The sequence below is a fragment of the Candidatus Defluviilinea proxima genome, assembly GCA_016721115.1.
GTDB classification, from domain to species: domain Bacteria; phylum Chloroflexota; class Anaerolineae; order Anaerolineales; family Villigracilaceae; genus Defluviilinea; species Defluviilinea proxima.
Genome location: JADKIW010000001.1, coordinates 4,851,296 through 4,874,535 on the forward strand (window position 1 = coordinate 4,851,296; position 23,240 = coordinate 4,874,535).

Annotated in this window: 21 protein-coding genes; 17 read left to right on the forward strand and 4 right to left on the reverse strand. The window is 48.4% G+C overall.

Going from position 1 to position 23,240, the window contains the following annotated elements; all coding sequences use genetic code 11:
* Positions 1–54: 54 nt before the first annotated feature.
* Together IPP66_22580 and IPP66_22585 are read left to right on the forward strand one after the other, a co-directional pair.
* On the forward strand, positions 55–3,519 hold the full coding sequence (locus IPP66_22580; protein MBK9928066.1) for a hypothetical protein: 3,465 nt from the start codon (positions 55–57) through the stop codon (positions 3,517–3,519).
* Between the two features lie 34 nt (positions 3,520–3,553).
* Positions 3,554–6,019, forward strand: coding sequence for a glycoside hydrolase family 2 protein (locus IPP66_22585; GenBank protein ID MBK9928067.1), 2,466 nt, complete (start codon positions 3,554–3,556; stop codon positions 6,017–6,019).
* A 115-nt stretch (positions 6,020–6,134) separates the two neighbouring features.
* On the opposite strand, the gene IPP66_22590 is transcribed toward IPP66_22585, so the two are convergent.
* Together IPP66_22590 and IPP66_22595 are read right to left on the reverse strand one after the other, a co-directional pair.
* On the reverse strand, positions 6,135–6,917 hold the full coding sequence (locus IPP66_22590; protein MBK9928068.1) for a hypothetical protein: 783 nt from the start codon (positions 6,915–6,917) through the stop codon (positions 6,135–6,137).
* Between the two features lie 141 nt (positions 6,918–7,058).
* Entirely contained in the window at positions 7,059–7,466 is a 408-nt protein-coding gene (locus IPP66_22595) for a DUF2721 domain-containing protein (GenBank protein ID MBK9928069.1), read from the reverse strand.
* 116 nt (positions 7,467–7,582) lie between these two features.
* On the opposite strand from IPP66_22595, the gene IPP66_22600 reads away from it, so the two are divergent.
* Positions 7,583–8,437 (forward strand): 4Fe-4S binding protein, encoded by an 855-nt coding sequence (locus tag IPP66_22600; protein ID MBK9928070.1) that lies wholly within the window; start codon positions 7,583–7,585, stop codon positions 8,435–8,437.
* Positions 8,434–9,219, forward strand: a complete 786-nt coding sequence (locus IPP66_22605; protein MBK9928071.1) for a hypothetical protein — start codon at positions 8,434–8,436, stop codon at positions 9,217–9,219. Before IPP66_22600 ends, IPP66_22605 begins: the two co-directional genes overlap by 4 nt.
* Before the next feature lie 49 nt (positions 9,220–9,268).
* Here IPP66_22605 and IPP66_22610 read toward each other — a convergent pair whose 3' ends face one another.
* Both IPP66_22610 and IPP66_22615 read right to left on the reverse strand, forming a co-directional pair.
* On the reverse strand, positions 9,269–9,748 hold the full coding sequence (locus IPP66_22610) for a hypothetical protein (protein MBK9928072.1): 480 nt from the start codon (positions 9,746–9,748) through the stop codon (positions 9,269–9,271).
* A 118-nt stretch (positions 9,749–9,866) separates the two neighbouring features.
* Positions 9,867–10,388, reverse strand: a complete 522-nt coding sequence (locus IPP66_22615; protein ID MBK9928073.1) for a hypothetical protein — start codon at positions 10,386–10,388, stop codon at positions 9,867–9,869.
* Between the two features lie 108 nt (positions 10,389–10,496).
* Here IPP66_22615 and recJ point away from each other — a divergent pair, with 108 nt between their 5' ends.
* From recJ to IPP66_22680, 13 genes are all read left to right on the forward strand, one after another.
* Positions 10,497–12,197, forward strand: a complete 1,701-nt coding sequence (recJ, locus tag IPP66_22620) for a single-stranded-DNA-specific exonuclease RecJ (GenBank protein ID MBK9928074.1) — start codon at positions 10,497–10,499, stop codon at positions 12,195–12,197.
* Positions 12,198–12,259: 62 nt separating this feature from the next.
* Positions 12,260–12,790 carry a hypothetical protein gene (locus IPP66_22625; GenBank protein ID MBK9928075.1) on the forward strand — a complete coding sequence of 177 codons (531 nt, stop codon included), beginning with the start codon at positions 12,260–12,262 and terminating at the stop codon, positions 12,788–12,790.
* 122 nt (positions 12,791–12,912) lie between these two features.
* Positions 12,913–14,253, forward strand: a complete 1,341-nt coding sequence (locus IPP66_22630; GenBank protein ID MBK9928076.1) for a sulfatase — start codon at positions 12,913–12,915, stop codon at positions 14,251–14,253.
* Positions 14,254–14,269: 16 nt separating this feature from the next.
* Complete coding sequence (locus IPP66_22635; GenBank protein ID MBK9928077.1) at positions 14,270–15,613, forward strand: sulfatase; 1,344 nt, start codon at positions 14,270–14,272, stop codon at positions 15,611–15,613.
* A gap of 566 nt (positions 15,614–16,179) precedes the next feature.
* Complete coding sequence (locus IPP66_22640; GenBank protein MBK9928078.1) at positions 16,180–16,557, forward strand: glycine cleavage system protein H; 378 nt, start codon at positions 16,180–16,182, stop codon at positions 16,555–16,557.
* A gap of 75 nt (positions 16,558–16,632) precedes the next feature.
* Positions 16,633–17,982, forward strand: coding sequence for an aminomethyl-transferring glycine dehydrogenase subunit GcvPA (gcvPA, locus tag IPP66_22645; protein MBK9928079.1), 1,350 nt, complete (start codon positions 16,633–16,635; stop codon positions 17,980–17,982).
* A complete protein-coding gene (gene gcvPB / locus IPP66_22650) occupies positions 17,975–19,492 on the forward strand; it encodes an aminomethyl-transferring glycine dehydrogenase subunit GcvPB (protein MBK9928080.1) in 1,518 nt (505 codons plus the stop codon). The genes gcvPA and gcvPB overlap by 8 nt, the downstream gene beginning before the upstream one ends.
* A gap of 125 nt (positions 19,493–19,617) precedes the next feature.
* A complete protein-coding gene (locus tag IPP66_22655) occupies positions 19,618–19,863 on the forward strand; it encodes a hypothetical protein (GenBank protein ID MBK9928081.1) in 246 nt (81 codons plus the stop codon).
* Between the two features lie 244 nt (positions 19,864–20,107).
* A complete protein-coding gene (locus tag IPP66_22660) occupies positions 20,108–20,659 on the forward strand; it encodes a hypothetical protein (GenBank protein MBK9928082.1) in 552 nt (183 codons plus the stop codon).
* Between the two features lie 47 nt (positions 20,660–20,706).
* Positions 20,707–21,009 (forward strand): hypothetical protein, encoded by a 303-nt coding sequence (locus IPP66_22665; protein ID MBK9928083.1) that lies wholly within the window; start codon positions 20,707–20,709, stop codon positions 21,007–21,009.
* A gap of 84 nt (positions 21,010–21,093) precedes the next feature.
* Complete coding sequence (locus tag IPP66_22670) at positions 21,094–21,306, forward strand: hypothetical protein (protein ID MBK9928084.1); 213 nt, start codon at positions 21,094–21,096, stop codon at positions 21,304–21,306.
* Between the two features lie 96 nt (positions 21,307–21,402).
* Positions 21,403–22,215, forward strand: coding sequence for an IS5 family transposase (locus IPP66_22675; GenBank protein MBK9928085.1), 813 nt, complete (start codon positions 21,403–21,405; stop codon positions 22,213–22,215).
* A gap of 113 nt (positions 22,216–22,328) precedes the next feature.
* Entirely contained in the window at positions 22,329–23,216 is an 888-nt protein-coding gene (locus IPP66_22680; protein MBK9928086.1) for an alpha/beta hydrolase, read from the forward strand.
* The last annotated feature ends 24 nt before the right edge of the window (positions 23,217–23,240 follow it).

Here is a 23,240-nt window from a genome sequence, read left to right on the forward strand (position 1 = left end):
CACAATTGAACTGGATTATAGTTGGAAAATCAAATCTACTTTTCGTGGAGCAATATGGCAACTACAAAATCAAGAACGATTTACATCGGTGACACACTGCAAAAACAATCGGGATGCGAAATCCAAGGCGAGTTTGTTTCCTTGCTGGATGACACCTTCTACAAGATCAAGAATTACGATGCCATGGAGCCATTTTTTATGAGCATCGTGAGCAGTTCGAATCACTGGCTCTTTATTTCAGCTACAGGTGGGCTTTCAGCGGGACGCGTCAGCGCAGAGCAGGCGCTTTTCCCGTACTACACTGTCGATAAGTTGACGGAAAACAGCGAACACACTGGCAACAAATCCGTTTTGCTAGTCACGCGCAACGAGCGGACAAGTTTGTGGGAACCGCTTTCAGAACGACATCAGGGGAACTACAACATCGAACGAAACTTGTACAAGAATGTTGCTGGCACCGCATTGATCTTTGAAGAGCACAATCACAGCCTTGGATTATCCTACCGTTATGCCTGGCGCACCAGCGATATCTTCGGCTTGGTCAAAACTACGTGGTTATTGAATACAAGTACATCCCCTTGTCAGGTTGAATTTGTGGATGGGATTCAGAATCTTTTGCCCGCCAATATCACTTCGGTGACTCAAAACACATTCAGCCCTCTTCTGGATGCATACAAGCGCTCCGAACTGGACCCTGAAACTGGTCTCGCCATCTTTGCCTTAAACTCCACCTTGACCGATCTCGCCGAACCCAGCGAGTCACTGCTCGCAACTACAGTCATGCAGTTGGGACTCGATCAAGTGGACTATTTGATTTCGTCTCAGCAACTTGATCGGTTTCGGACAGGCGCAGGTATTGAAATAGAAACCGAAGTCCGTGGTCAACGTTGTGCTTATTTTGTTCACGGCACCGTGGATCTTGTTCCAGACGAGGAAAAGTTTTGGCATGTTGTAGCAGACGTCGGTCAAGACAGTGAAGCGATTGTCAGCTTGTCAAAAAAACTAAAGGAGAAACGGTCAGAGTTGTTTGATGCGCTTGAACGTGATATCAAATCCAACACTGTGAACCTTGAAAAGATCGTCGCCAGCGCAGACGGGTTGCAAATAACGAGCGATCAGCTTTGCACAGCACATCATTTTGCGAATGTGATGTTCAACGTGATGCGTGGCGGGATATTCACTGACGGATACAAGGTCCAAACTCGGGACTTCATCGAATTCATCTCTGTTCGTAATCAGACGGTCCTGAAAGAAAATGCCACGTTCATTTCTGGGTTGCCATCTGAAATGAACATCCTTGAACTGCAAGCTCTAGCAGAGACAAATGGTTCCGCAGATCTGATCCGTTTGACTTATGCCTATCTGCCTCTGTCGTTTAGCCGCAGACATGGCGACCCCAGTCGGCCATGGAATCGTTTTGCGATCGACATCAAGAAAACGGACGGCTCTTTGAAGTTGAGCTACGAGGGGAACTGGCGCGATATTTTCCAGAATTGGGAAGCGCTTGCATTTTCTTATCCTGAATACATTGAGAGTATGATCTGCACGTTTTTGAACGCAACAACCGCAGATGGATACAACCCGTATCGAATTACCCGTCAGGGAATTGACTGGGAAGTTCCAGAACCTGACAACCCTTGGGCAAATATCGGTTACTGGAGCGACCATCAAATTATCTATCTCCAAAAGTTGATGGAGATCAGCACGAAGATTCACCCAGGCAAGCTTCAATCATTTCTATCTCAACCGATCTTTAGTTATGCCAACGTGCCGTATCGCATCAAACGATATGAGAGCCTACAAAAGGATCCATTCAACACCATTGACTTCAACTGGGAACTGGAACGAGAGATCGAAGCACGCGTGAAAACACACGGCACAGACGGCAAGCTGGTCTATTCTCAAAATGGAAGCATACTGCACACAACGCTGACAGAAAAATTACTCACGCTGTTACTTGCCAAACTAGTGAACTTTGTCCCTGAGGGCGGCATATGGATGAATACCCAGCGTCCCGAGTGGAACGATGCCAACAATGCACTAGTCGGCAAGGGCTTGTCTGTTGTAACACTATGTTATTTGCAACGCACGATTGTTTTTTGTAAAGAGTTGTTGAGGCAAAGTGATCTCGCTTCAGTTCAGGTGAGCGTGGAAGTTCAGAAACTATATTCGCAGATATTTCAAATCTTGAACGAATTCAAGGACACACTAACAAGTTCCTTTAGCGATAAGCAACGCCGCTCAATGATGGATGCGTTAGGTCAAGCGGGAAGTAACTATCGCTGGGATATGTATTCCCAAGGTTTTTCGGGAGAACTTACGCAAGTAGCGGTCTCAGGTATAGTAGCATTTCTCGATCTGGCACAGGGCTACGTTGAACATTCTCTCCGTGCCAACAAACGTAATGACAATCTCTATCATTCCTACAATATCCTGCACCTCAAAAACGGATCGGCATCCGTCAGCCCGTTGTATGAAATGCTGGAAGGTCAGGTTGCCATTCTTTCATCAGGGCTGTTATCGGGAGAAGAATCGCTTCTGCTTTTGGAAAGTTTGAGGCACAGTCAACTGTACCGTCCTGACCAGCATAGCTACATTCTCTATCCCGATCGAAAACTGCCTGGCTTTCTCGAAAAGAACACTATGACGCCAGATATGGTCCGTGGACTAGCATTGGTGGCGGCGTTGGAGAAGGCGCAAGATAAATCCCTGATCGTTAGAGACGAAGAAGGCAACTATCACTTCAGCGGAAATATCCGCAACTCAAAAGACGTAAATCGCATTCTTAATGTTCTAAAGAGCCAGCCTCAATACGCCGAGTTGGTCAAAGCTGATGGGGCAAAAATCGAGACCTTATTCGAAGATATCTTCCATCACGATCAATTTACGGGGCGTTCGGGAACCTTCTTTGCCTATGAGGGACTGGGCAGTATTTACTGGCACATGGTTTCCAAACTTTTGCTGGCAGTGCAGGAAACGATCATTCGTACAAGGGACGATGCATCCACGCCTGGGTTGATGGAAAAATACACAGGCATTCGCAAAGGGTTAAGTTTCAACAAGGCCCCCGATGTCTACGGCGCCTTCCCCACCGACCCTTACTCACACACTCCAAAAGGACAGGGAGCGAAACAACCTGGCATGACAGGCATGGTCAAGGAAGAGATCCTGACTCGCCAAATGGAACTCGGATTCTCTGTTGAGGACGGCAACATTGCCTTTGACTTCCTGTTGTTGGATAGAAACGAATTCCTTGCGAACGCATCAGAGTTTACCTATTGGGATGTTAGCGGAAAACAACAGCACATGGCAGTGCCAGCAGGCTCCATCGCTTACTCGATCTGTCAGGTTCCGATCATCATCCAGAACGCAAACGAGACTTGTATCCAAGTATACCGAACTGATGGAAGCATCCAAAAGGTTGATGGTCACGTTCTGGATTCAGTCAACAGCAGACATATCTTCCAACGAGATGGTAGTGTGCATCACCTAGTTGTATCCATTGCCCAAAACAAGTAATCACAAATTTATCTTTACACGTAAAGGAAAATACATGCATCAACAATCACTAGCAGGTCAATGGACATTTCGACAACTCGACACAAACGAATGGATGCCTGCCACAGTCCCTGGCGGCGTACATACGGACTTGCTCGCCCTTGGCAAAATCCCTGACCCATTCATAGGAGATAACGAAAAGCAGGTGCAATGGATCGCTAATGCTGACTGGGAATATAAAACCACATTCAAGGTTTCGTCTGATGTTCTAAAAGAAGAAAAACAATTTTTAGTCTGCGATGGACTCGACACATTAGCAGAAGTTTCTCTCAACGGAAAACTTCTTGGCAAAACAGATAACATGTATCGTCAATGGACTTGGGGTGTGACAAGTGCATTCAAGGAAACGAATGAACTCAGCATCATCTTTCGTGGACCTGTAGCATATGTCACCGCCAAACAAAAGGAAAAGTATTTGAGGAGTCCAGGGGAAAGCATTCCAGGCGGCGGACATCTCCGTAAGGCACCGTGTCACTTCGGCTGGGATTGGGGTCCCATGTTACCGCCAATCGGTGTATGGAAAGATATCCGCATTGAAGGATATACAACAGCAAAGATTGTAGACGCCCATGTAAGGCAGTATCGCGATGATGATGGCGTAATCGCGATTGGTGTGGATGTAAAAATCGGGGCATTCACACTAGATCTAGATACACTTTCACTGACATTGACTCTGATCGCACCTGATGGGACGGAACAAACGTTAAAGGAGAATTGGGCTGATCGGAAGTCAATAGGCATAGTTGTGGATGATCCGAAGCTATGGTGGCCGAACGGCTATGGCGAGCAGAATCTGTACCAGTTAAAGCTAACACTCGAGACGGGGACATCCGTATTGGATTCGCGCACATATCAAATCGGCTTGCGGACGATAGAGCTCAAACGCGAGCCCGATGAATGGGGCGAGTCGTTCACGTTCGTCGTCAATGGCGTGCCCGTGTTTGCGAAAGGATCAGATTGGATTCCCGCTGATGCATTCCCGACACGCATCACCGACACACATTTGGAATACCTCATCAAGAGTGCCGCCGACGCACACATGAACATGTTGCGCGTTTGGGGCGGCGGCTTGTATGAAAGCGAAAGTTTTTACGATCTGTGCGACCGCTATGGATTGCTCGTGTGGCAAGACTTTACGTTTGCGTGCGGCATCTACCCTGAAGATGATGCATTTGCAGAGAACGTGCGCATCGAAGCGATCGAGAACGTGCGACGGTTGCGACATCGTGCATCGCTCGCGTTGTGGTGTGGCAATAACGAAATGGAACAAGGCTGGGTGGATTGGAAATGGAACGATCCACAAAATGTGGAAGTCCAAAACTTGAAGGCTGGCTATGACCGCATGTTCCACCATCTGCTTCCCGCCGTTGTTGCGAGTGAAGATCCTGATACTTCGTATTGGCCCTCATCAGCTTCATCGGGCATTCCATTCAGCGAACCCAACGGCATGCAACGCGGCGACATGCACTATTGGGATGTGTGGCACGGGCGCAAACCGTTCACCGCCTATCGCACCACGTATCCACGCTTCATGAGCGAGTTCGGTTTTCAAGCATTGCCGCCATATAAGACCATCCAAACTTATGCGGCGCCCGAAGACCAGAACATGACATCCTACATCATGGAACACCATCAACGAAGCGGCTCGGGCAACGGCTTGATGATAGGTCAAATGACCGACACCTTCCGCATGCCGAAAAACTTTGAGTCGCTTGTGTATCTCAGCATGTTGCTCCAAGCCGAAGGCATTCGTTACGGCGTCGAACATTGGCGTCGGCACCGCAATCGTGTCAGCGGTACGCTCATCTGGCAGATCAACGATTGCTGGCAGGTCGCTTCGTGGTCGTCGCTCGATTACTTCGGACGTTGGAAAGCGCTTCACTACGCCGCAAAAAGATTTTACGCACCAGTCCTTCTCTCGGTGGAAGATGACGGCACTCGCATGGCAATTCATGTCACAAGCGATCTGACTTCAAGCTGGGATGGACTCGTCCGCTGGCGATTGGAAGATGTGGCTGGCAACGTAATCATCTCCGACGAGCATCGCTTCACTGCCGACCCGCTGGCTGATACGCCCATCCAAGCCTTTGACTTCGCTGACAAAGTGAACGACACTAACAAACGCAAAGTGGTCTTTGTGGCAGAATTATGGAAAGGCGACAAAAAGATCGAGACCAGCGTTTCTTACTTCGCCCCCATCAAACATCTGGCATTGGCTGATCCCAAGCTCAAAGTAAATGTCTCTTTGAAAGACAATACACTTACCTTCGATGTCTCCGTCCAATCCCTAGCACCCTTCGTCGAACTCGCCCTAGATGGCGTGGACGTGGTCTTCAGCGACAACTACTTCGATGTCCCTGCGGGGCAATCTACAAAAGTTACTGCCCCTCTGCCCAAAGGCTGGACACTTGAGCAAGTGAAGAAGGCACTGCACGTGAGGTCATTAATCGACTCATATTAGATACTTAACCACAGAGACACTAAGACGCGGAGTTTTATATTTCTCAGCGTCTCCGTGTCTCTGTGGCTATAGTGAAAGAGAAATCCGCAGGCTCAACACCTGCGGATTTTTGTTCTCACTTCTTCGCTTTTGTCTTCTTCTCTTCAAACAACTCCCTATTCTTATAACTCGCCGCAAAGACAGCTTCCACTTCCTTGATGCGTATCTTCCGAAACCGCTGGACAATGATAATGATCGCCAACAAATACGCCGCCAGCAGGATAAAGAAGCCGATCACCCATTCACCAATAGCGATGTGCAAAGCGATCGTCACGATGATCATGATGGACGCCAACAGAAGCGCATAAAACATCCCTGCGATATAGCGAGTGAGTGCTTCCACCGCATAGATCTCATCAGAGACATGTTCATCATTCGAACTAACCACCAGTTTACAGAAGTTGAAGAACTGCTTATTCTGATTACTATCCCGCTTACGCTTTGCCCAAACCTGATTGTAGAAGTGAAATGCTTCAGGAGGCAAATAACCAGCGGCTACTTCCCCGACCCAACCAATATAAGGAAAGCCTTCTGTAGCAAATAAACGATAGGTGGGTTTACCAGCTTGGTGATTCTTTTCACGCGCATTCTTATCAAAAGTCCGCAACCACCAGGCTGACAATTTATCCAACGCATCGGTCTTCAAGAGTCGAAGCAAGATGCCGATCAAATACCCAAAACAAATGGACACAATAACATCGAGCACAGAGTTCGATGCAAGGGAGGCAAGCATGTTCTTTGTATGGTCATCAAGTGTGGGTATGGAAAAAAGCACAGCGCCAATATTCAAGAGCAAAAACACGCCGGGCACGAATATCTCAAAAATACCCCTCGTTCCGCCAATGGTCGGAATGTTCATAGTGTTTTTACCTCCATACAAATACCAACCATACATCCGTATGGTTTCTGCATTTTAGTATAGTGATTCAATGCGTAAAAAACAATATGTCATTTTTCCATACTTTCCCCATAAGTGTAACAAGTCGGGTATTAGCCTTGTTTAGTGACCTGTCTTCTCGTGCTCCTCAATATCCGTCAACAACAGGTCCAGAGCGCCCACAGAGATCATCAACTCGCGCAATGAGATCAACATGGAAACGATCATCAAGATCAAAGCAATGGCAAAACTCCATTGGCCAGCGACGATCCAACCTGCAAAGAGCGCAAACATACTTACCACGCACATCAACAAACTCATCACGCCAAAGATCTGCATGTTACGGATCAGGTACACGCGGAAACGCAAATTGGAGATCTGCCCCAGCAGGTTCTCACTTTGATCCTCTTTATAGCGATCATGCAAATTGCGGATAATGGTAGCGATTGTCAAAAAACGGTTAGTGTACGCAAGCATCAACAGCGACACCGTTGGGAACAACAGAGCAGGGGTTGTGAGATTAATATCCATAACTGGGATTATATCCAAACGTTTGCGCCGTTTCTATACACAATCTTTACAAACTCTTATTAATGCCTTTATTTGTAAAAAATACAATTTGTGCATCAAATTCTTTGGAGAACACAATGATTACTCTTTTTGGCAAACGGATACGCCTATTTCGTCCACGCAGCATTTGGATACGAAGGATCGTCCAATGGTTCTTCTTTCTGCTCATTACATTGATCGCGGTTAACCATACATTAGTAGAAAACGGGGTTGGCATACCTTTCCTTGCAAGCGCATCACTGCATGCGGTCTGTCCGTTTGGCGGGGTGGAGACACTGTATACGTTCCTCGCAAGCGGACTACTTGTCAGGAAGATCCACGACTCGTCACTCGTCCTTGCAGGGATCGTACTACCCCTAGCCTTTCTCTTCGGCCCTGTCTTTTGCGGATGGGTTTGTCCTTTAGGGACAGTTCAGGAATGGGTCGGCAAATTGGGAAAGAAATTTTTCAAACGACGCTACAACCACTTCGTCCCAACCAAACTCGATAACATTTTGCGCTATGCACGCTATGGAATCTTGATCTGGGTTTTATACGTCACAGCTACAAGCGGAACCCTGGTCTTCGAAGCCTATGACCCCTACTTTGCACTCTTCAATTTCTGGAGCACCGAAGTTGCCCCCACTGCCCTACTCATTCTTGGAGTCACACTTGTATTGTCGGTCTTCGTCGAAAGACCATGGTGTAAGTATGCCTGTCCGTATGGAGCAGTGCTAGGGATCACCAATATCTTCCGCGTATTCTCAATCAAACGCGCCGAATCCACATGCAAAGCGGATGGCGCTTGTTCCATCATGTGCCCCATGAACATCGAAGTAGATACTGTCAAAACCGTACGTGACCACCAGTGCATTTCATGTCTTGAATGTACATCCGAGGCGATCTGCCCCGTTGCGCGAACGGTCGTGTTCACGGCAGGAGGTGTGAAATGACACTCACATCCAAACCTCTTGCAATCATCGTGTTCATCGCTATCTTCGGCGGTATCGGGCTTTCATCTACATTTGGATGGTGGCAAACCGAGTCAACGAAAGAGCCTGCAAAATATACAGAAGGTGAATTTGCCGGTACCGCTAACCCTGCCGATATTCGCGGCTCTTACACTTTCGGTGATATTTCCAATTCGTTTGATGTCACGCCTGAAATTCTTGCACAGGCTTTTCAAGTCACTACGGATACCCCCGCTTCATTCCCAGTGAAAGATTTGGAATCGCTCTATCTTGAAAGTGGCTATGAGATCGGCACCAATTCTGTCCGCTTGTTTGTGGCGTACTATCTTGGCCTGCCTTTCGATACAACTGGGCAAGAAATTTATCTTCCTCAGCCCGCCGCAAATATTCTTCAGAAACATACGACTCTAACACCCGAGCAGTCAACCTATATTCAAACATACACAGTGGATGTAAAACCCGCCTCCCTCGTGGACATTGAGATGAGTCCTGCTCAAAGTGAGGGAACTGCCCCTGAGGCTGGACCAACTACCAGTGCGCCCGAAGCGGGCACTTCATCCGAAGAAGAGTATGCAGTCAAAGGCAAGACCATCTTTGGTGATCTCATCCGCTGGGGCGTCTCGCAAGAGACCATCGAACAGATCATCGGCGCGCCCATGCCAGACCCGGCGATGAAAGTCAAAGATTTTGTGACAGCGAATGGGTTGGAATTTGAAACGGTCAAAACACAGTTGCAAGCAGAAGTAGATAAAGTAAAACCGTAAACTTGAGAATCAAAAACCGCAGGCTTATACCTGCGGTTTTTGGTCTCGTTTATTGCGCAATAACAGAATCATCGTCCTTGAATTTTCGCCACTTTATCAAGACTTTCTCGATCCATAGGACTATACCTACAAAAGCATACCCAACTACGAGGCAGATTCCCGCCATGAAAAACCAAACAAAGAGCAGGCTATATTCAGAACTCCGATATACATCCTTCAGCAGAAGGTTGGAGGCAAATGCCAGATCGTTCATGCGAAGCAATCCGTCAAGGAGATAGTAGATCGAGTCAGGTACCGCAATAGCAATAGCAGGTATCCCCATGGAGCACGCCAACAATACTGGGGAAAGTAAATACAAACGACGGACATCTTCCAAGCTTTTGCCACGTCCCCAGATCAACATCACGATGACCATCCATGTATAGAACGGCCCCCAAATGATCCCTGAAACCCCAAAGAAGGCGATCACTCCCACTACTACTTCAAGGGAGCTTGGCGTATTAAAAAAGCGATCCAGAATACCGGTCAAAAAAGCGACCGCCAGTGAAATGCACAGCGCAAGATAAGGCAACAAAAGGGATAAGTGGTGAAACGTCCTGCGGTTCAACAAATACCGAACCTATTGGGCCGTAATCCGTGTACCAGGTTTACTGCAAAGCAAAAGCAACGTGAACCGGACTCACCAACATCATCGGCGTATGGACCGGTGGCATCTGAGGCAGGAACGGGTTCACGATCTCCGCATCATAAACGGATAGCCACGATATACGCGCCACCTCAAGGCTGGTTGAAAGTTCGGAATGGGTCGAGATGCGGATCTTTCCCTTCACAACAAAGGTTCCCATCAAAACCTGCACGTCCTGCATCATACGGTTGGCTTCTGCAGGGTCATAATCCAAAGTTTCTTCGGTGGGCGGCAGGGTATGGAACCCGATCAGTTGTGAGGTCGGGAAAAAGATCTCAGAAAAAGCTAAAGGCTTGACCGGCGCCCCACCAAACACGATCACCTGCGGTTTAAGAATGTGCATATAATTCGGCGCACCATCTGTCCGAAGCCAGATATTCACCCGCAAAACACTCTGCTTGGTCACTACCTCCCCACGCACCAGAGAATCTTGCGTATAAAGCATGACAGGGGTTGTTTTTTCATCAGGTCGCAGTGTATACATCGTTCCTCCACGCCTGATTATACACTTGCCCCATAATTCAATCACAGTTTATACTGTAACATCAATTTTCAACTTTGAAATTCTAGTATGGGAATGGACAGACCAATAATGCACAATAAACGCTGGGTCATACAGCCTCCGATCACCAACCAAGCCGACGAAGCGCTAGTAAAGTTCCCGTCGATCCTCAAGCAGATCCTTTTTAACCGCGGTTACAGCACCGATGCCGAAGCGCGCACCTTCCTCAAGGCCGAGCCCAACTCAAACACAGACCCCTTCCAAATGATCGGGATGCAAACCGCCGTGGATCGCATCCAGTTCGCGCTCGATCATAGCGAGCCCATCGCCATTTACGGCGATTACGATGTGGATGGCGTCACCGCCACCGCATTACTCGTGCAAGCGCTTGAAGGACTTGGTGCAAATGTACGCGGCTACATTCCAAATCGCTTTGAGGAGGGCTACGGCCTCAACAAAGATGCTCTTGACTCTCTCAAAGCCGACGGCGTCAAACTGGTCATCACCGTGGATTGTGGCATCCGCTCGCCAGACGAAGCGCTTCATTCTCAAACCATCGGGCTGGATCTGATTATCAGTGACCACCACCACCCCGACGGCTTAAACCTGCCCCCTGCCCTTGCCGTCATCAACCCCAAACAACACGGCGATCCATATCCAGATAAAGAATTGGCTGGCGTTGGTATCGCTTACAAAATTGCCGAAGCACTTTTCGGTCTTCGGTCATCAACTGTCAGCTTGCAAGACCTTCTTGATCTTGTTGCCCTCGGCACCGTCGCAGACCTGGCTCCACTGGTCGGCGAGAATCGCATCCTCGTTCGCAGAGGACTCAAGCAGATCCGCGAAACTAAACGACAGGGACTTTTCTCCCTCGCCGGTGTTGCAGATACAAAACTCGAAAAGATCACCGCAGGTAACATCGGCTTCATGCTTGGGCCGCGCCTCAACGCCTCCGGCAGGCTCGAATCGGCACTCGCCTCTTTTGAATTGCTCACCACAACCGACTTCATGAAAGCCGGTCAACTCGCGCAACAACTCGATGTGCAAAACCGCCATCGGCAGACTATCACCAAATCCATGCAGGCGCAGGCCGAAGAGATCGCCATGAGCGAAGACCCCGAAGCCTTTCTGCTCTTCGCCGCACACGAAAGCTTCAACCCTGGCGTTGTTGGTCTGGCCGCCTCACGTCTCACTGAAACCTATTACCGCCCCTCCATCGTCGCCGCAAAGGGACCGGAAGAAACTCGCGGATCTTGTCGCTCCATCCCAGAGTTCCACATCACCGATGCGCTCGACCTGTGCAAGGATCTACTCGTCCGCCATGGAGGCCATGCCGCCGCCGCAGGGTTCACAGTCAAAAACGAAAACCTGCCAGAGTTCGTTACACGCTTGAAAGCGATCGCCAAAGAGCAGCTCGAGGGTAAAGACCTCCGTCAGACTCTCACAGCAGATATCGAGGTGTCACTCGAAGAGATGAATTTCGAAGTGTTGAAACATCTCAATTACCTTGAACCAACCGGTTATGGGAATCCAGACGCGGTCTTTGTCGCCAGAGATGTGCGAGTCAAATCATCGCGCACAGTCGGCGCCGATGGCAGGCATCTCAAATTATCCGTTGAAGATTCGCGTGGCGCATCCTATGATTGCATCGGTTTCCGCTTGGGAGGTCTGCAGTCATCCCTGCCACCGCGCGTGGATGTGATGTTCACGCTCGAAGCCAACGAATGGAACGGCCGCAGTACATTGCAGTTGAACTTAAAGGATTTGAAAGCTTCTGGTGTTCCCGATTGATCGCTCTGCAACCAATCTCCTACAAGGGCGTATATGAAGTGAAATCGTTTTAGGAGAAACTCATGAACACACAACAAAAACCCACCCTCATCCTTGTCATTGCATGGATGACCCTCGCAAGCGGTATCGTCAACCTGTTTTGGGGCTTTGCCGCATCAGGCGCTGTGCTCGCAACCGTTGTCGGTATTATCTGCACGCCGCTTACCATTCTGCCAACCATCCTGGGCGTCTTTGAACTGATCTACGCCGCCAAGCTTTTCAGCAATCCACCGCAAACCGTAAAGCCATCCACGAATATCGCGATCTTCGAAGTTGCATCCGTCCTCACATTCAATGTCTTCTCAATGGCTGTCGGTATTCTCTCATTGGTCTTTTACAATGACGCTGTGGTCAAGGATTACTTCGCACGCCTGAATGGGACTCTTGCACCTGAACCTGTCACTCCTCCCGCGCCCGCCTCACTACCGGACCCTGAGCCTGCTCCCGTTATCGAGGAACCTATTCCTCCACTGATGGAGGAAGCGCCAGTACCTGCTCCTGAAGAGACGCCCGAAAAGCCAAAACGCGCCCCACGTAAAATCGCGAAAAACTAATTTACTGTGCAAACCAAAACGCCCCGAAAAAATTTCGGGGCGTTTTCTTATATCCGTAGCTCGGTTTACCAGATTATGTGACAGCTTGTAAGTTCAGATACAATAAACGGGAAAGGGAACCAATGAAAAGAACAATATCTATCTCTCAATTGATGTTGGCCGTCATCATCCTGGTATCAACAGGAGGATGCAGTCTTTTCCCGAAAGATGAACGTCCCAACATCTTCATCATCGTCACAGATGATCAACGTCTCGACACGATGGAATACATGCCCGAAACTCAATCCCAAATATTCGATCAGGGCGTGACCTTTAACAACGGATTTGTGACCACACCGTTATGTTGTCCAAGCCGTGCCAGCATACTAACTGGAATGTACGCACACAATCACAACGTTCGAGAAAATGACGATAAGCTAAAGTACACCACTTTCATGGAAGTACTGCACAGGAACGGATACTATACCGGGCTGGTCGGCAAGTATCTCAACACCTGGAAAGGTGAACCACGCCCTGAGTATGATTACTGGGTTTCGTATGCCAATGGCGAAACGCGCTACTACAACCCCCGCCTGAACATCAACGGCGAATGGAAACGCCTACAGGGACAATACGTTACTTATGCGCTTGGCGATTATGCAATTGAGTTTTTGAACAAAGCAACGACACAAAGAAAACCTTTTGTTCTCTTGTTTACACCGAATGCCCCCCACCTCCCCAGCACACCTGCCAAGGAAGATGAAGGTCTTTTGCTAGACCTGCCGCCGTCCCGTCCACCTAGTTTCAACGAAACAGATATATCCGATAAACCAGCCTGGCTGGCAAACCGTCCATTGCTGAGCGATAACGATATCCAAGAAGTGGATACACACAGACGTGATGCGCTACTCACCCTCATTTCCCTTGACCGCACCATCGGCAAGATCATGACCGCGCTAAAAGATACTGGCGAGTTGGATAACACGTTGATCATCTTTATTTCAGACAACGGAGAATTCTGGGGAGAACACAGGTTCAACAATGTCAAGAACCGTTACTACGAGGAGAATGTCCACGTTCCGTTTGCGATTCGATATCCACCACTTATCCCAACACCGTATACTGAAAACAAACTTGTCGCCAACATTGATATCGCTCCAACCGTCTTTGACTTGGCCGGTATTCCCATTCCAGCCTCCATGGACGGTGAATCCATGCTCAAGTTGCTCAAACACGAGGGAACCTGGCGTGATTACCTGCTTCTCGAAGGCGGGGTTCGAGATGGCAGTTATGTAGGCGTGCGATCCGAACGGTATTTTTATGGTGAGAACGATACCTACCCAGAATTCTATGATCTACAAGAAGACCCTTTTCAACTGGAAAATCTCATCAACCACCCAGAATACCAGGACATGATCGCTCAATACAAAACCATCATGGATGACATCGCACAACCCAAGATCGTTCCCACGGTCACCCCATAAACATTCAGGAGAACTCATGCAAAGAAAAACAACTCTTTTTCTTCAATACGCACTAACAATTCTCATTCTTCTCTCCACAGGGAGTTGTGGTCTGCTTCCGAAAGATGAACGCCCGAACTTCCTCGTCATCATCACAGATGACCAGCGCTTCGACACCATGGAATACATGCCCAACACGCAGAAATTGATCTTCGATCAGGGCGTTACTTTCTCAAGCGGATATATCACCACGCCATTCTGCTGTCCGAGCCGCGCCAGCATTATGACTGGGCTGTATGCACACGACCATTATGTTCATGTCAACACAGACAAGCTCTACCTACCAACATTGATCGATGATCTACACAAAAACGGATACTACACCGGCCTGGTCGGAAAATACCTGAATTCATGGGACGGAGAAAAACGCCAAGAGTTCGACTACTGGGTTTCCTTTTATGGCGGGACAGTTCCCACTTATTACGACCCTAATTTAAACATCAACGGCAAATGGGAAAAGAAGACCGGGTACATGACTTACCTGTTTGAAGATTACGCCAAGCAATATCTCGATCAGGCCACCAAGCAAAGAAAACCCTTCCTATTGTTCTTTACTCCCAATGCGCCTCATGCACCATATACGCCTTTGAAAGAAGATAAAGAACTATACCCAGATCTGCCCCCACATCGTCCACCAAACTTTAATGAGGCAGATAACTCTGACAAACCGGCATCCATTGCCGGGAAGCCGCTACTCTCAGAAGGTGATATCACAACAATAGACAACACCCGCAGGAGGCAGATACTGACTCTTACAGCGTTGGATCGCTCGATTGGTGCGATCATGAAAAAGTTGGAGGAGACTGGCGAGCTTGATAATACAGTTGTTATCTTCCTCTCAGATAACGGCATGCACTGGGGCGAGCACCGCATGAACGTCAAAAGTACGGCCTATGAAGAAGTGGTCAAAGTTCCGTTTGCAATACGGTATCCTGCGCTGATTCCTACACCATATGTGGAAAACAAGATCGTGGCAAACATCGATATTGCTCCCACGATCTACGAGCTTTCCAAAACAAAGCCGCCCAAAGTCATGGACGGGTTATCACTGATCCCATTGCTGAATGGCAACACAGACTGGCGAACATCCATTTTGCTGGAGGCCTGGCCCGAGCGTGGACATTGGACCGCCGTCCACACCAGTGACGCCGTATACATTGAAACTGACAACGACCTTTCGGAATTTTACGATCTCAAAGTTGACCCTTACGAAATGGATAACGCCATCAACGACCCAAAATACCAGTCCACGATCAATGAGTTGAAACAGATACTGCAAAAGGAAAAAGAGCCCAAACTCTCACCACCTGAAGAAAAGTGATATTACCCAAAAGAGGGCGCTCTTCCTCTTGACTTTGGCCCCTCTAAACCGTAGAATCAAATCACAATATAACGGGCAGCAGGGAAGATGCTCTTAAGACCTGACATGTCTCCGCAAAAGGTTGGTTGATCATAACCTATGTCTATGCGGAGACAGAAAAAGAACGAATACACACTAAGACATGTCAGGTCTACTAAGAGAGCCGAAGGTGCAAATCTGGGAACAAGGCGAGCCCAGATGAATCTCTCAGGCAAAAGGACCCTGTACCTGACCAAACTCTGGAAAATTCTCCGCAGAAAATCACTGCGAGGAATACCGACGGTGTAAAGTTTCAGTCTGCTAGTCCGATAGTCTGCTAGTCTTCGAGTCCACCAGACGAGAAGGCCAAAGACAAGAAGACCAAAAGACTACACTAATCTCTCAGGTCCACTTACAGAGGCGCATGGATAGTTTCCGTGCGCCTTTTTGATTCGCCCATCCCCCACATGGAATCCAGAAGCTTGCCTCTGGAATTTACAACAGCAAGCTGTTGGATTCCAAACATAACCCAAAGGAGATATAGAACAATGAACACCCCTGCCAACTTGAAATACACCAAATCCGATGAATGGTTCGACCCTGCCACTGGTAAAGTAGGTATTACCGATTACGCCCAGTCACAACTTTCCGATATTGTTTTCGTGGAAATCCTCGTGGACGAGGGTGACACCATCGAAGCGGGCAAGGCAATTGCTTCGGTAGAGTCAGTTAAAGCTTCGGCTGAGATCTATGCTCCCGCAGGCGGAAAAGTGGTTGCTGTGAACAAAGGACTTGCAGACAAACCTGAAGCCATCAACACAGATGCCTTCGGCGAAGCATGGATGATCCAATTCGAGGGCGGTTCCGCTGGCGATGTGATGGATGCCGCGGCGTATGAGAAGTATTGCAAAGAAAGAAGTCATTAGCATTCAGCTATTAGCGTTTAGCGAAGGCTAAAAGCCAACAGCTAAGAGCTAACTGCTAACTGCTCGGAGCTAAATATGACCTACATCCCAATTTCCCCAAAGGAACGGGATGCGATGCTGGAGACGGTCGGCGTTAAGTCACTCGATGACTTGTTCGACGCCATCCCCGTCAAACATCGTTTCCCCAAATTAAATCTTCCCGCCGCGCTGACCGAAATGGAAGCGATGGATGAACTCTCAGGCCTTGCCAATGCAAACGAAAACGTGCGCAGTGACCTGGTGTCCTTCCTCGGTGCGGGTATGTACAATCACTACATCCCCTCTGTTGTGGACCACATGCTACGGCGCGGTGAGTTTTATACAGCATACACTCCCTATCAGCCAGAGATCTCACAAGGCACATTGCAAGCCATCTTTGAATATCAATCCTTGATGTCTGCACTGACTGGTATGGATGTATCCAATGCGTCGCATTACGATGGCGCGACGGCAACAGCCGAAGCAGTAAATCTGGCGTTTGCACAGTATCGCGGCAAACGCAGAAAAGTGTTGATGTCGCCGAGTTTGCATCCGCAATATCGCGAAGTTGTCCGAACGTACACACAAGGCATGGAATTGGAATCCGCTGGTGACGCTGAATCAGACCTCGAGTTAAGTCCTGAAGCGTTTGCCAGTCAGGTGGATGACAATACGTGTTTGGTCATTGTCCAATATCCAGATTTCTTCGGGCGAGTCTATGATTACACAAAGCTCATCGAAGATGTCCATGCGAAGGGCGCGCTTGTGTGTGTAGTGGCGAATCCAACAGCACTCGCGATGTTCAAAACGCCTGGCTCGATGGGCGCGGACATTGTCGTGGGCGATGGACAACCGCTCGGCATCCCAATGTGGTACGGCGGACCCAGCGTTGGTTTTTTCACAACGCGAAAAAATATGGTGCACAAAATGGCAGGGCGCCTCGTCGGTGAGACGATTGACTCGCGCGGGCAACGCGCGTATGTGCTCACGCTCACCGCGCGCGAGCAACACATCAAACGCGAACGTGCCACATCGAACATCTGCACCAATCAAGGGTTGATCGCACTCGGCACAGCGGTCTATCTTTCGGTGCTCGGCAAAAAAGGATTGCGGCAGGTCGCTGAACTTTGTTATCAAAAGGCGCACTACGCCGCGCGCGAATTGAACAAGGTCAAAGGTTATAAAGTTTCAGATGGAACTTTCTTCCACGAGTTTGTTTTGGAGTGTCCTGCGCCCGCATCGGAGATCAACGCGCATCTGCTCGAGCACGGCATCATCGGCGGTTACGATCTCGGTCAGGATTTCCCATCGCTTGCGAATCAAATGTTGATCGCTGTCACTGAGATGAACACGAAGCAAGAAATTGACACGCTCATCGAAGTGTTATCGGAGGTGGATCATGGCTAACGCTTCGACTACGTCTTCGCCTAGCGCAAAGATAGTGGAACCGACCATCTTCGACTTATCCTCACCGGGACGCACCGGCGTGACGATGCCCGCTTCAGACGTCCCCGAAACTGCTCTGCCTCCCGAAGCGTTACTACGCCCAGACCTGCCTCTGCCCGAGCTCGCCGAAGTGGACGTGGTGCGACACTATATGCATCTCTCCTCCTTCAACTACAGCGTGGACAGCGGCTTCTATCCGTTGGGTTCCTGCACGATGAAGTACAACCCGAAGATCAACGAAGATACGTGCCGCTTGCCAGGCTTCTTGTTTACGCATCCACTACAACCCATTGAAACTGTACAAGGCAACCTTGCGTTGATGTTTCAATTGCAGGAATGGTTGAAAGAGATCAGCGGCTTCGCTGGTGTGACGTTACAACCCGCCGCAGGCGCACACGGAGAATTCACAGGCGTGCTCATCATGCGCGCGTATCACAAGTCACGCGGCGATGACAAACGCAAGAAGATGCTCATCCCCGATGCCGCACATGGGACCAATCCCGCCTCGGTCGGTATGATGGGCATGACCGTCGTCACCATCCCCTCTGACGAACGCGGCAACGTGGACCTGAAAGCGCTCGAAGCCGCCTGTGATGATACTGTTGTCGGCATGATGCTCACCAACCCGAACACACTCGGTCTGTTCGATGAACACATCGAGAAGGTTATTGAGTTAGTTCACGGATGCGGCGGTTTGATGTACGGCGACGGCGCGAACTTGAATGCCTTGCTTGGCATCGTCCGCCCGGGTGACTTGGGCTTCGACGTGATGCACTTCAACCTGCACAAGACGTTTGCTGTCCCGCATGGTGGCGGCGGACCAGGCTCAGGTCCCGTTGGAGTCGCCGCACATCTGGCAGACTTCCTGCCTGAACCGTTAGTTGGCATCGTCGAAGAAGGCGAGGACGATACACCTCCGCTCTATGGTTTCATCAAACCCGCCAAAACGATCGGACGCATGAAAGCCTTCCACGGACATTTCGGTGGTGGCTTCGTGCGCTCCTTCACCTACATCGCCATGCATGGACCCGATGGTCTCAAGGATATTTCACAGTACGCGGTGTTGAACGCGAACTATTTGCAGGCGCGCCTGCGCGGAACGTACAAGGTTCCGTATGACCGCATCTGCATGCACGAGTTCGTCGCGGAAGGACGCTTCGAAGGCAGTGATGTGCGCGCATTGGACATCGCCAAGCGCTTAATGGACTACAACTTCCACCCACCCACAAACTACTTCCCGCTCATCGTCCACGAAGCGCTGATGATCGAGCCGACTGAGACGGAGAACAAAGACACGCTCGATGCCTTCGCCGATGCGCTCATCAAGATCGCGGAGGAAGCCAAGTCTCAGCCTGAGTTGCTCCACAACGCCCCAAGCACAACACGCTTCGGCAGAATGGACGAGGTCAAGGCAGCAAGGGAGTTGGTTCTTTGTTGTTGGTTGCCTGAAAATTACGATGTGAACGCGTAACGCAAATTTAGTTTTTGAAATAAAAGCCTCGGAGAAATTTCTCCGAGGCTTTTATTGTCGTGCCACAAAGACGGTCTTATAATCCATCCATTGCCTTAGTTTTCAGATAGATGGAGGAGTATCCGATGGACAAGAAAATCTGCAAGAATTGCGGAATCGAATTCGACCCCGATGACCCAAAAGAGAACAATCTGTGCCTTTCCAATCGATATCACCCAGAGAAAGCAATTCATGTAGGAACCGCGGACGCTCGACATGATTATTCTGAGGTCTACAAGTATCCCTGTTGTGACCAACTGGAATTTCCTGAATCCCCATCCGCCCCTCCTGCCCCCGGGTGCGTAGATGGGATTCATATAGCGATGGAGTAGTTTGAAGTCAACTCGCCAGCGCTGCGAAGTTAGGGAGACTGTACAAGATCAAGACTGCGAGGAAATTGACAATTTGTCGTTGATTGTCTGAGAATCCTAGAGAATAAATCCTCTGACACTTTTGTTTTAGCAGTAAATCAAAATATCAATGTATAATCGATTTGGTGATAACCTTCACAATATCTGTGAAAAAATTTAATTGATTTAACAAGTTAATCAATGCTGCTGAATGAGGGTTGAAATTATGTCATCATCAAACAAAACAGACTTAGGCAATAAACCAATTGTTGTAATAATTGGCCTTATAGCATCTATTATTGGCATTATTGCTTTTTTTTCTGGCAAACAAAGTATTCAGGAATTTTTCTCTGGGCCAGAATCTCCATCCAATCACGTTTCTGTGACTGTAGTAGTTTCACAGCCTACAAATATTCCCATTGAAGATTCTCAAGATATTCTTGATCCCCAATTTGACCCAGATAACCCCGAGGGTTTCTTGAGGTGGTATTTTCATCAAATTTGGGCAACCAGGAGCTATGATTATCTATGGGAGTATTTATCGCTAGATTTTCGCCAACGCTTGGACATGTCGTATTCTTCATTTGAAGACAATTGGAATGCAATCGGGAGTATCAATGAGCCTATTGATATAACCTACGAGGGAAAAGACGGTATCTCCCAAAAATATCGCGTTAAATACACAACTCTCAGTAAAAAGAGCGGTTATACTGACAACCGAAACGACTTATATTATCTGTATTTCAACGCTAACAAAGGTCATTGGGAGTTTAAATAAGCATTAACTCATGTCTAGGTATTATTATTGAAAACAGGAAACAGAAAATGGAATTACCAAAATCAAGGCTTGGCTGTAAATCGTACATAAAGAAAATCAACGGCGAGCCAACTTCATACGAAGTAATAGACGAAGAGATATTTCTCGCTCCGTCAAATAATCGCAAGGCTTTTTGCTTACACAAACTTAAGTTTGAAGATGGTCGAGAAGAGTTTCGTATTGCTTATTACATGATTGCTGAAAAGCCTCGAATGCACGGCAAATGGGCTTATGGTCAATTTGCACCGATGATGACTAAAGATGAAATGCATATAATCTTCGAAAAGGCAAAAGCAAAAGGCTGGATATAATAAAAGCTATAAAGCAACTGCCAGTTCACTCTATATCATCATCTCGTACAATACTACTTATCCCAATCAAAATAGGACTATCTTATGAAACGATACGGCGACAATCTACCTTCCAGTTGTATGGAAGAAACAGAAAACCAAAGCGGCGAGACAAAATATCTGGCTGGGAATTGTGCCGTCAGGCAGGATATGGTGGCGTTCATCATGCCCGCAGATGCATCAAACAATCGCAAGACATGGAATCTCTTTTCTCTCTTTGGGTTCGGGCGAAAGAAAACGAACGACAAGGGTGGGTAAATCAAACTCGCTGAAATTCAGATCTCTTTTTCTTGTAAAAGACCCTAAGAGGCTGTTTAATAAATAGGAAAAAGAGGAAAAATCGGGCAAACTTGGATGATGACCAAATCAAACCAAGAATACCCGACTAACCTGAATGATACCGAATGGAAGCAAATTGCGCCATACTTGCCCAGAGCAAAGCGCAAAGGCAGACCACGAGAAATACCTTGGCGAGCGATTATGAATGGCATCTTTTACATTGTCAAAAATGGTTGTGTTTGGCGAGATTTACCACATGAGTTTCCTGCTTGGCAAACAGTCTATTATTATTTTAGACAGTTTGGGAAGAACCGCATGTGGGAAAAGCTTAATACGATCATTCGAGAGCGCGTTCGAATTCAAGCAGGGCGTAGTCCACAAGCGAGTGCAATGATTCTGGATAGTCAAAGCATAAAAAGTGCAGAAGGTGGTGAAAAAATTGGTTTTGATGGTGGCAAACTGATAAAAGGACGAAAAAGAAATGTGATTACAGATACGATGGGGCTCGTAGTTCTGGCCAAAGTCACTGCCGCTGATGTACAAGATGTTTATGCTGGCGAAGAAACTCTGGTGAAATTGAAAAAGAGGAAGTCTCTCAGAGCGCGTTTGCAAAAAATCTTTGCTGATGGTGGTTATCGTGGGCACCTCGTTGATTGGGTCAAAAATGAACTTCAAGCTGAGATCACCTTCATCTTGAAGGTAGGCAACCAAAAAGGATTTCAAGTTCTACCCAAACGCTGGGTCATTGAACGAACTAATGCTTGGATCACGCGCAATCGTCGTATGGCTAGAGACTATGAGCGCTTGGTGCAATCCAGTGAGTCTTTTATTTATATCTTGATGATCCGACTTGGGCTACGACGTCTTGCTAAATTTAAGATTTATTAAACAGCCTCTAAGGGTCTTTTTGGAAATCATCAAATCCCTGAAAGAGAAGCAGACCTTTAGGGTCTCTGTGTAAGAAGGGAACTTCACTGGCCCTTCTCCCGTTAAGTGAACTCATGAAGGAAACTCACGGGAATAACAAAGTAAAATCCATTTTGGCATTTGCGGGGAAAACAACCACTCTCCTGGTTCTCTCAACCATCCTGATCGCTTTCATTGCGGTCAACAACGCTCTGCATCCACCGCGCATTATTCCACCGGGCAACACACTCCGTAAATTACATATCCCCTATCAATCACTCGACCTTATCACCGAAGACGACATCCGTCTCTCGGCATGGTATACGCCTCCACAAAACGGAGTTGTGATCCTGCTCGCACATGGATACGGCGATAACCGCCCCGAGTGGGTCCATGCTGTGCTGGTGGATAAAGGATATGGCGTCCTATCCTGGGACGCGCGTGCACACGGCGAAAGTGGCGGCACGATCTCCACCTTTGGCTATCTCGAAGTGCTCGATGTCAAAGCCGCGCTAAAGTACGCACTTGCGCAACCCGATGTACAACATATCGGCGCATGGGGCGGGTCCATGGGCGGGGCAACGATCATCCGTGCCGCGGCCATCTTCCCTGAGATCGAAGCGCTCTGGATCGATAGTTCCTTTGCCTCGCTCGATGAAGAGTTCGATTATCTCGTGCCGTATCCCATCATCAACCCGATGGCAAAGACCATTGCACAACTTGAGACGGGCATCAACCTCAGCGAGATCGATCCGCTAAAAGACATTGCGAAGATCAGTCCGCGCCCGGTGTATATCGTGCATCCTTTGGGAGATACGGTTGCTCCTCCTACTGCGGGCAGGGAACTTTACGAAGCCGCACACGATCCGCGCTTTTTGTGGGAGGAAAAGAATGTGCCCCACCTGATGATGCACGATACGTATCCGCGCAAATATGAAAGACGGCTAACGGACTTCTTCAATGAACAGTTATTAGGGAAATAACGATTCGCATTTCATGGTATCCTA

Bases quoted from the DNA above. Each gene is read 5' to 3' on its own strand.
- IPP66_22625 (MBK9928075.1), top strand. From the start codon at position 12,260: ATGAACACACAACAAAAACCCACCCTCATCCTTGTCATTGCATGGATG.
- IPP66_22635 (MBK9928077.1), top strand. From the start codon at position 14,270: ATGCAAAGAAAAACAACTCTTTTTCTTCAATACGCACTAACAATTCTC.
- gcvPB (MBK9928080.1), top strand. From the start codon at position 17,975: ATGGCTAACGCTTCGACTACGTCTTCGCCTAGCGCAAAGATAGTGGAA.
- IPP66_22675 (MBK9928085.1), top strand. From the start codon at position 21,403: ATGATGACCAAATCAAACCAAGAATACCCGACTAACCTGAATGATACC.
- IPP66_22655 (MBK9928081.1), top strand. From the start codon at position 19,618: ATGGACAAGAAAATCTGCAAGAATTGCGGAATCGAATTCGACCCCGAT.
- IPP66_22595 (MBK9928069.1), bottom strand. From the start codon at position 7,466: ATGGATATTAATCTCACAACCCCTGCTCTGTTGTTCCCAACGGTGTCG.
- IPP66_22590 (MBK9928068.1), bottom strand. From the start codon at position 6,917: ATGAACATTCCGACCATTGGCGGAACGAGGGGTATTTTTGAGATATTC.
- IPP66_22665 (MBK9928083.1), top strand. From the start codon at position 20,707: ATGGAATTACCAAAATCAAGGCTTGGCTGTAAATCGTACATAAAGAAA.
- IPP66_22605 (MBK9928071.1), top strand. From the start codon at position 8,434: ATGACACTCACATCCAAACCTCTTGCAATCATCGTGTTCATCGCTATC.
- IPP66_22615 (MBK9928073.1), bottom strand. From the start codon at position 10,388: ATGTATACACTGCGACCTGATGAAAAAACAACCCCTGTCATGCTTTAT.
- recJ (MBK9928074.1), top strand. From the start codon at position 10,497: ATGCACAATAAACGCTGGGTCATACAGCCTCCGATCACCAACCAAGCC.
- gcvPA (MBK9928079.1), top strand. From the start codon at position 16,633: ATGACCTACATCCCAATTTCCCCAAAGGAACGGGATGCGATGCTGGAG.
- IPP66_22585 (MBK9928067.1), top strand. From the start codon at position 3,554: ATGCATCAACAATCACTAGCAGGTCAATGGACATTTCGACAACTCGAC.
- IPP66_22680 (MBK9928086.1), top strand. From the start codon at position 22,329: ATGAAGGAAACTCACGGGAATAACAAAGTAAAATCCATTTTGGCATTT.
- IPP66_22660 (MBK9928082.1), top strand. From the start codon at position 20,108: ATGTCATCATCAAACAAAACAGACTTAGGCAATAAACCAATTGTTGTA.
- IPP66_22580 (MBK9928066.1), top strand. From the start codon at position 55: ATGGCAACTACAAAATCAAGAACGATTTACATCGGTGACACACTGCAA.
- IPP66_22670 (MBK9928084.1), top strand. From the start codon at position 21,094: ATGAAACGATACGGCGACAATCTACCTTCCAGTTGTATGGAAGAAACA.
- IPP66_22630 (MBK9928076.1), top strand. From the start codon at position 12,913: ATGAAAAGAACAATATCTATCTCTCAATTGATGTTGGCCGTCATCATC.
- IPP66_22640 (MBK9928078.1), top strand. From the start codon at position 16,180: ATGAACACCCCTGCCAACTTGAAATACACCAAATCCGATGAATGGTTC.
- IPP66_22600 (MBK9928070.1), top strand. From the start codon at position 7,583: ATGATTACTCTTTTTGGCAAACGGATACGCCTATTTCGTCCACGCAGC.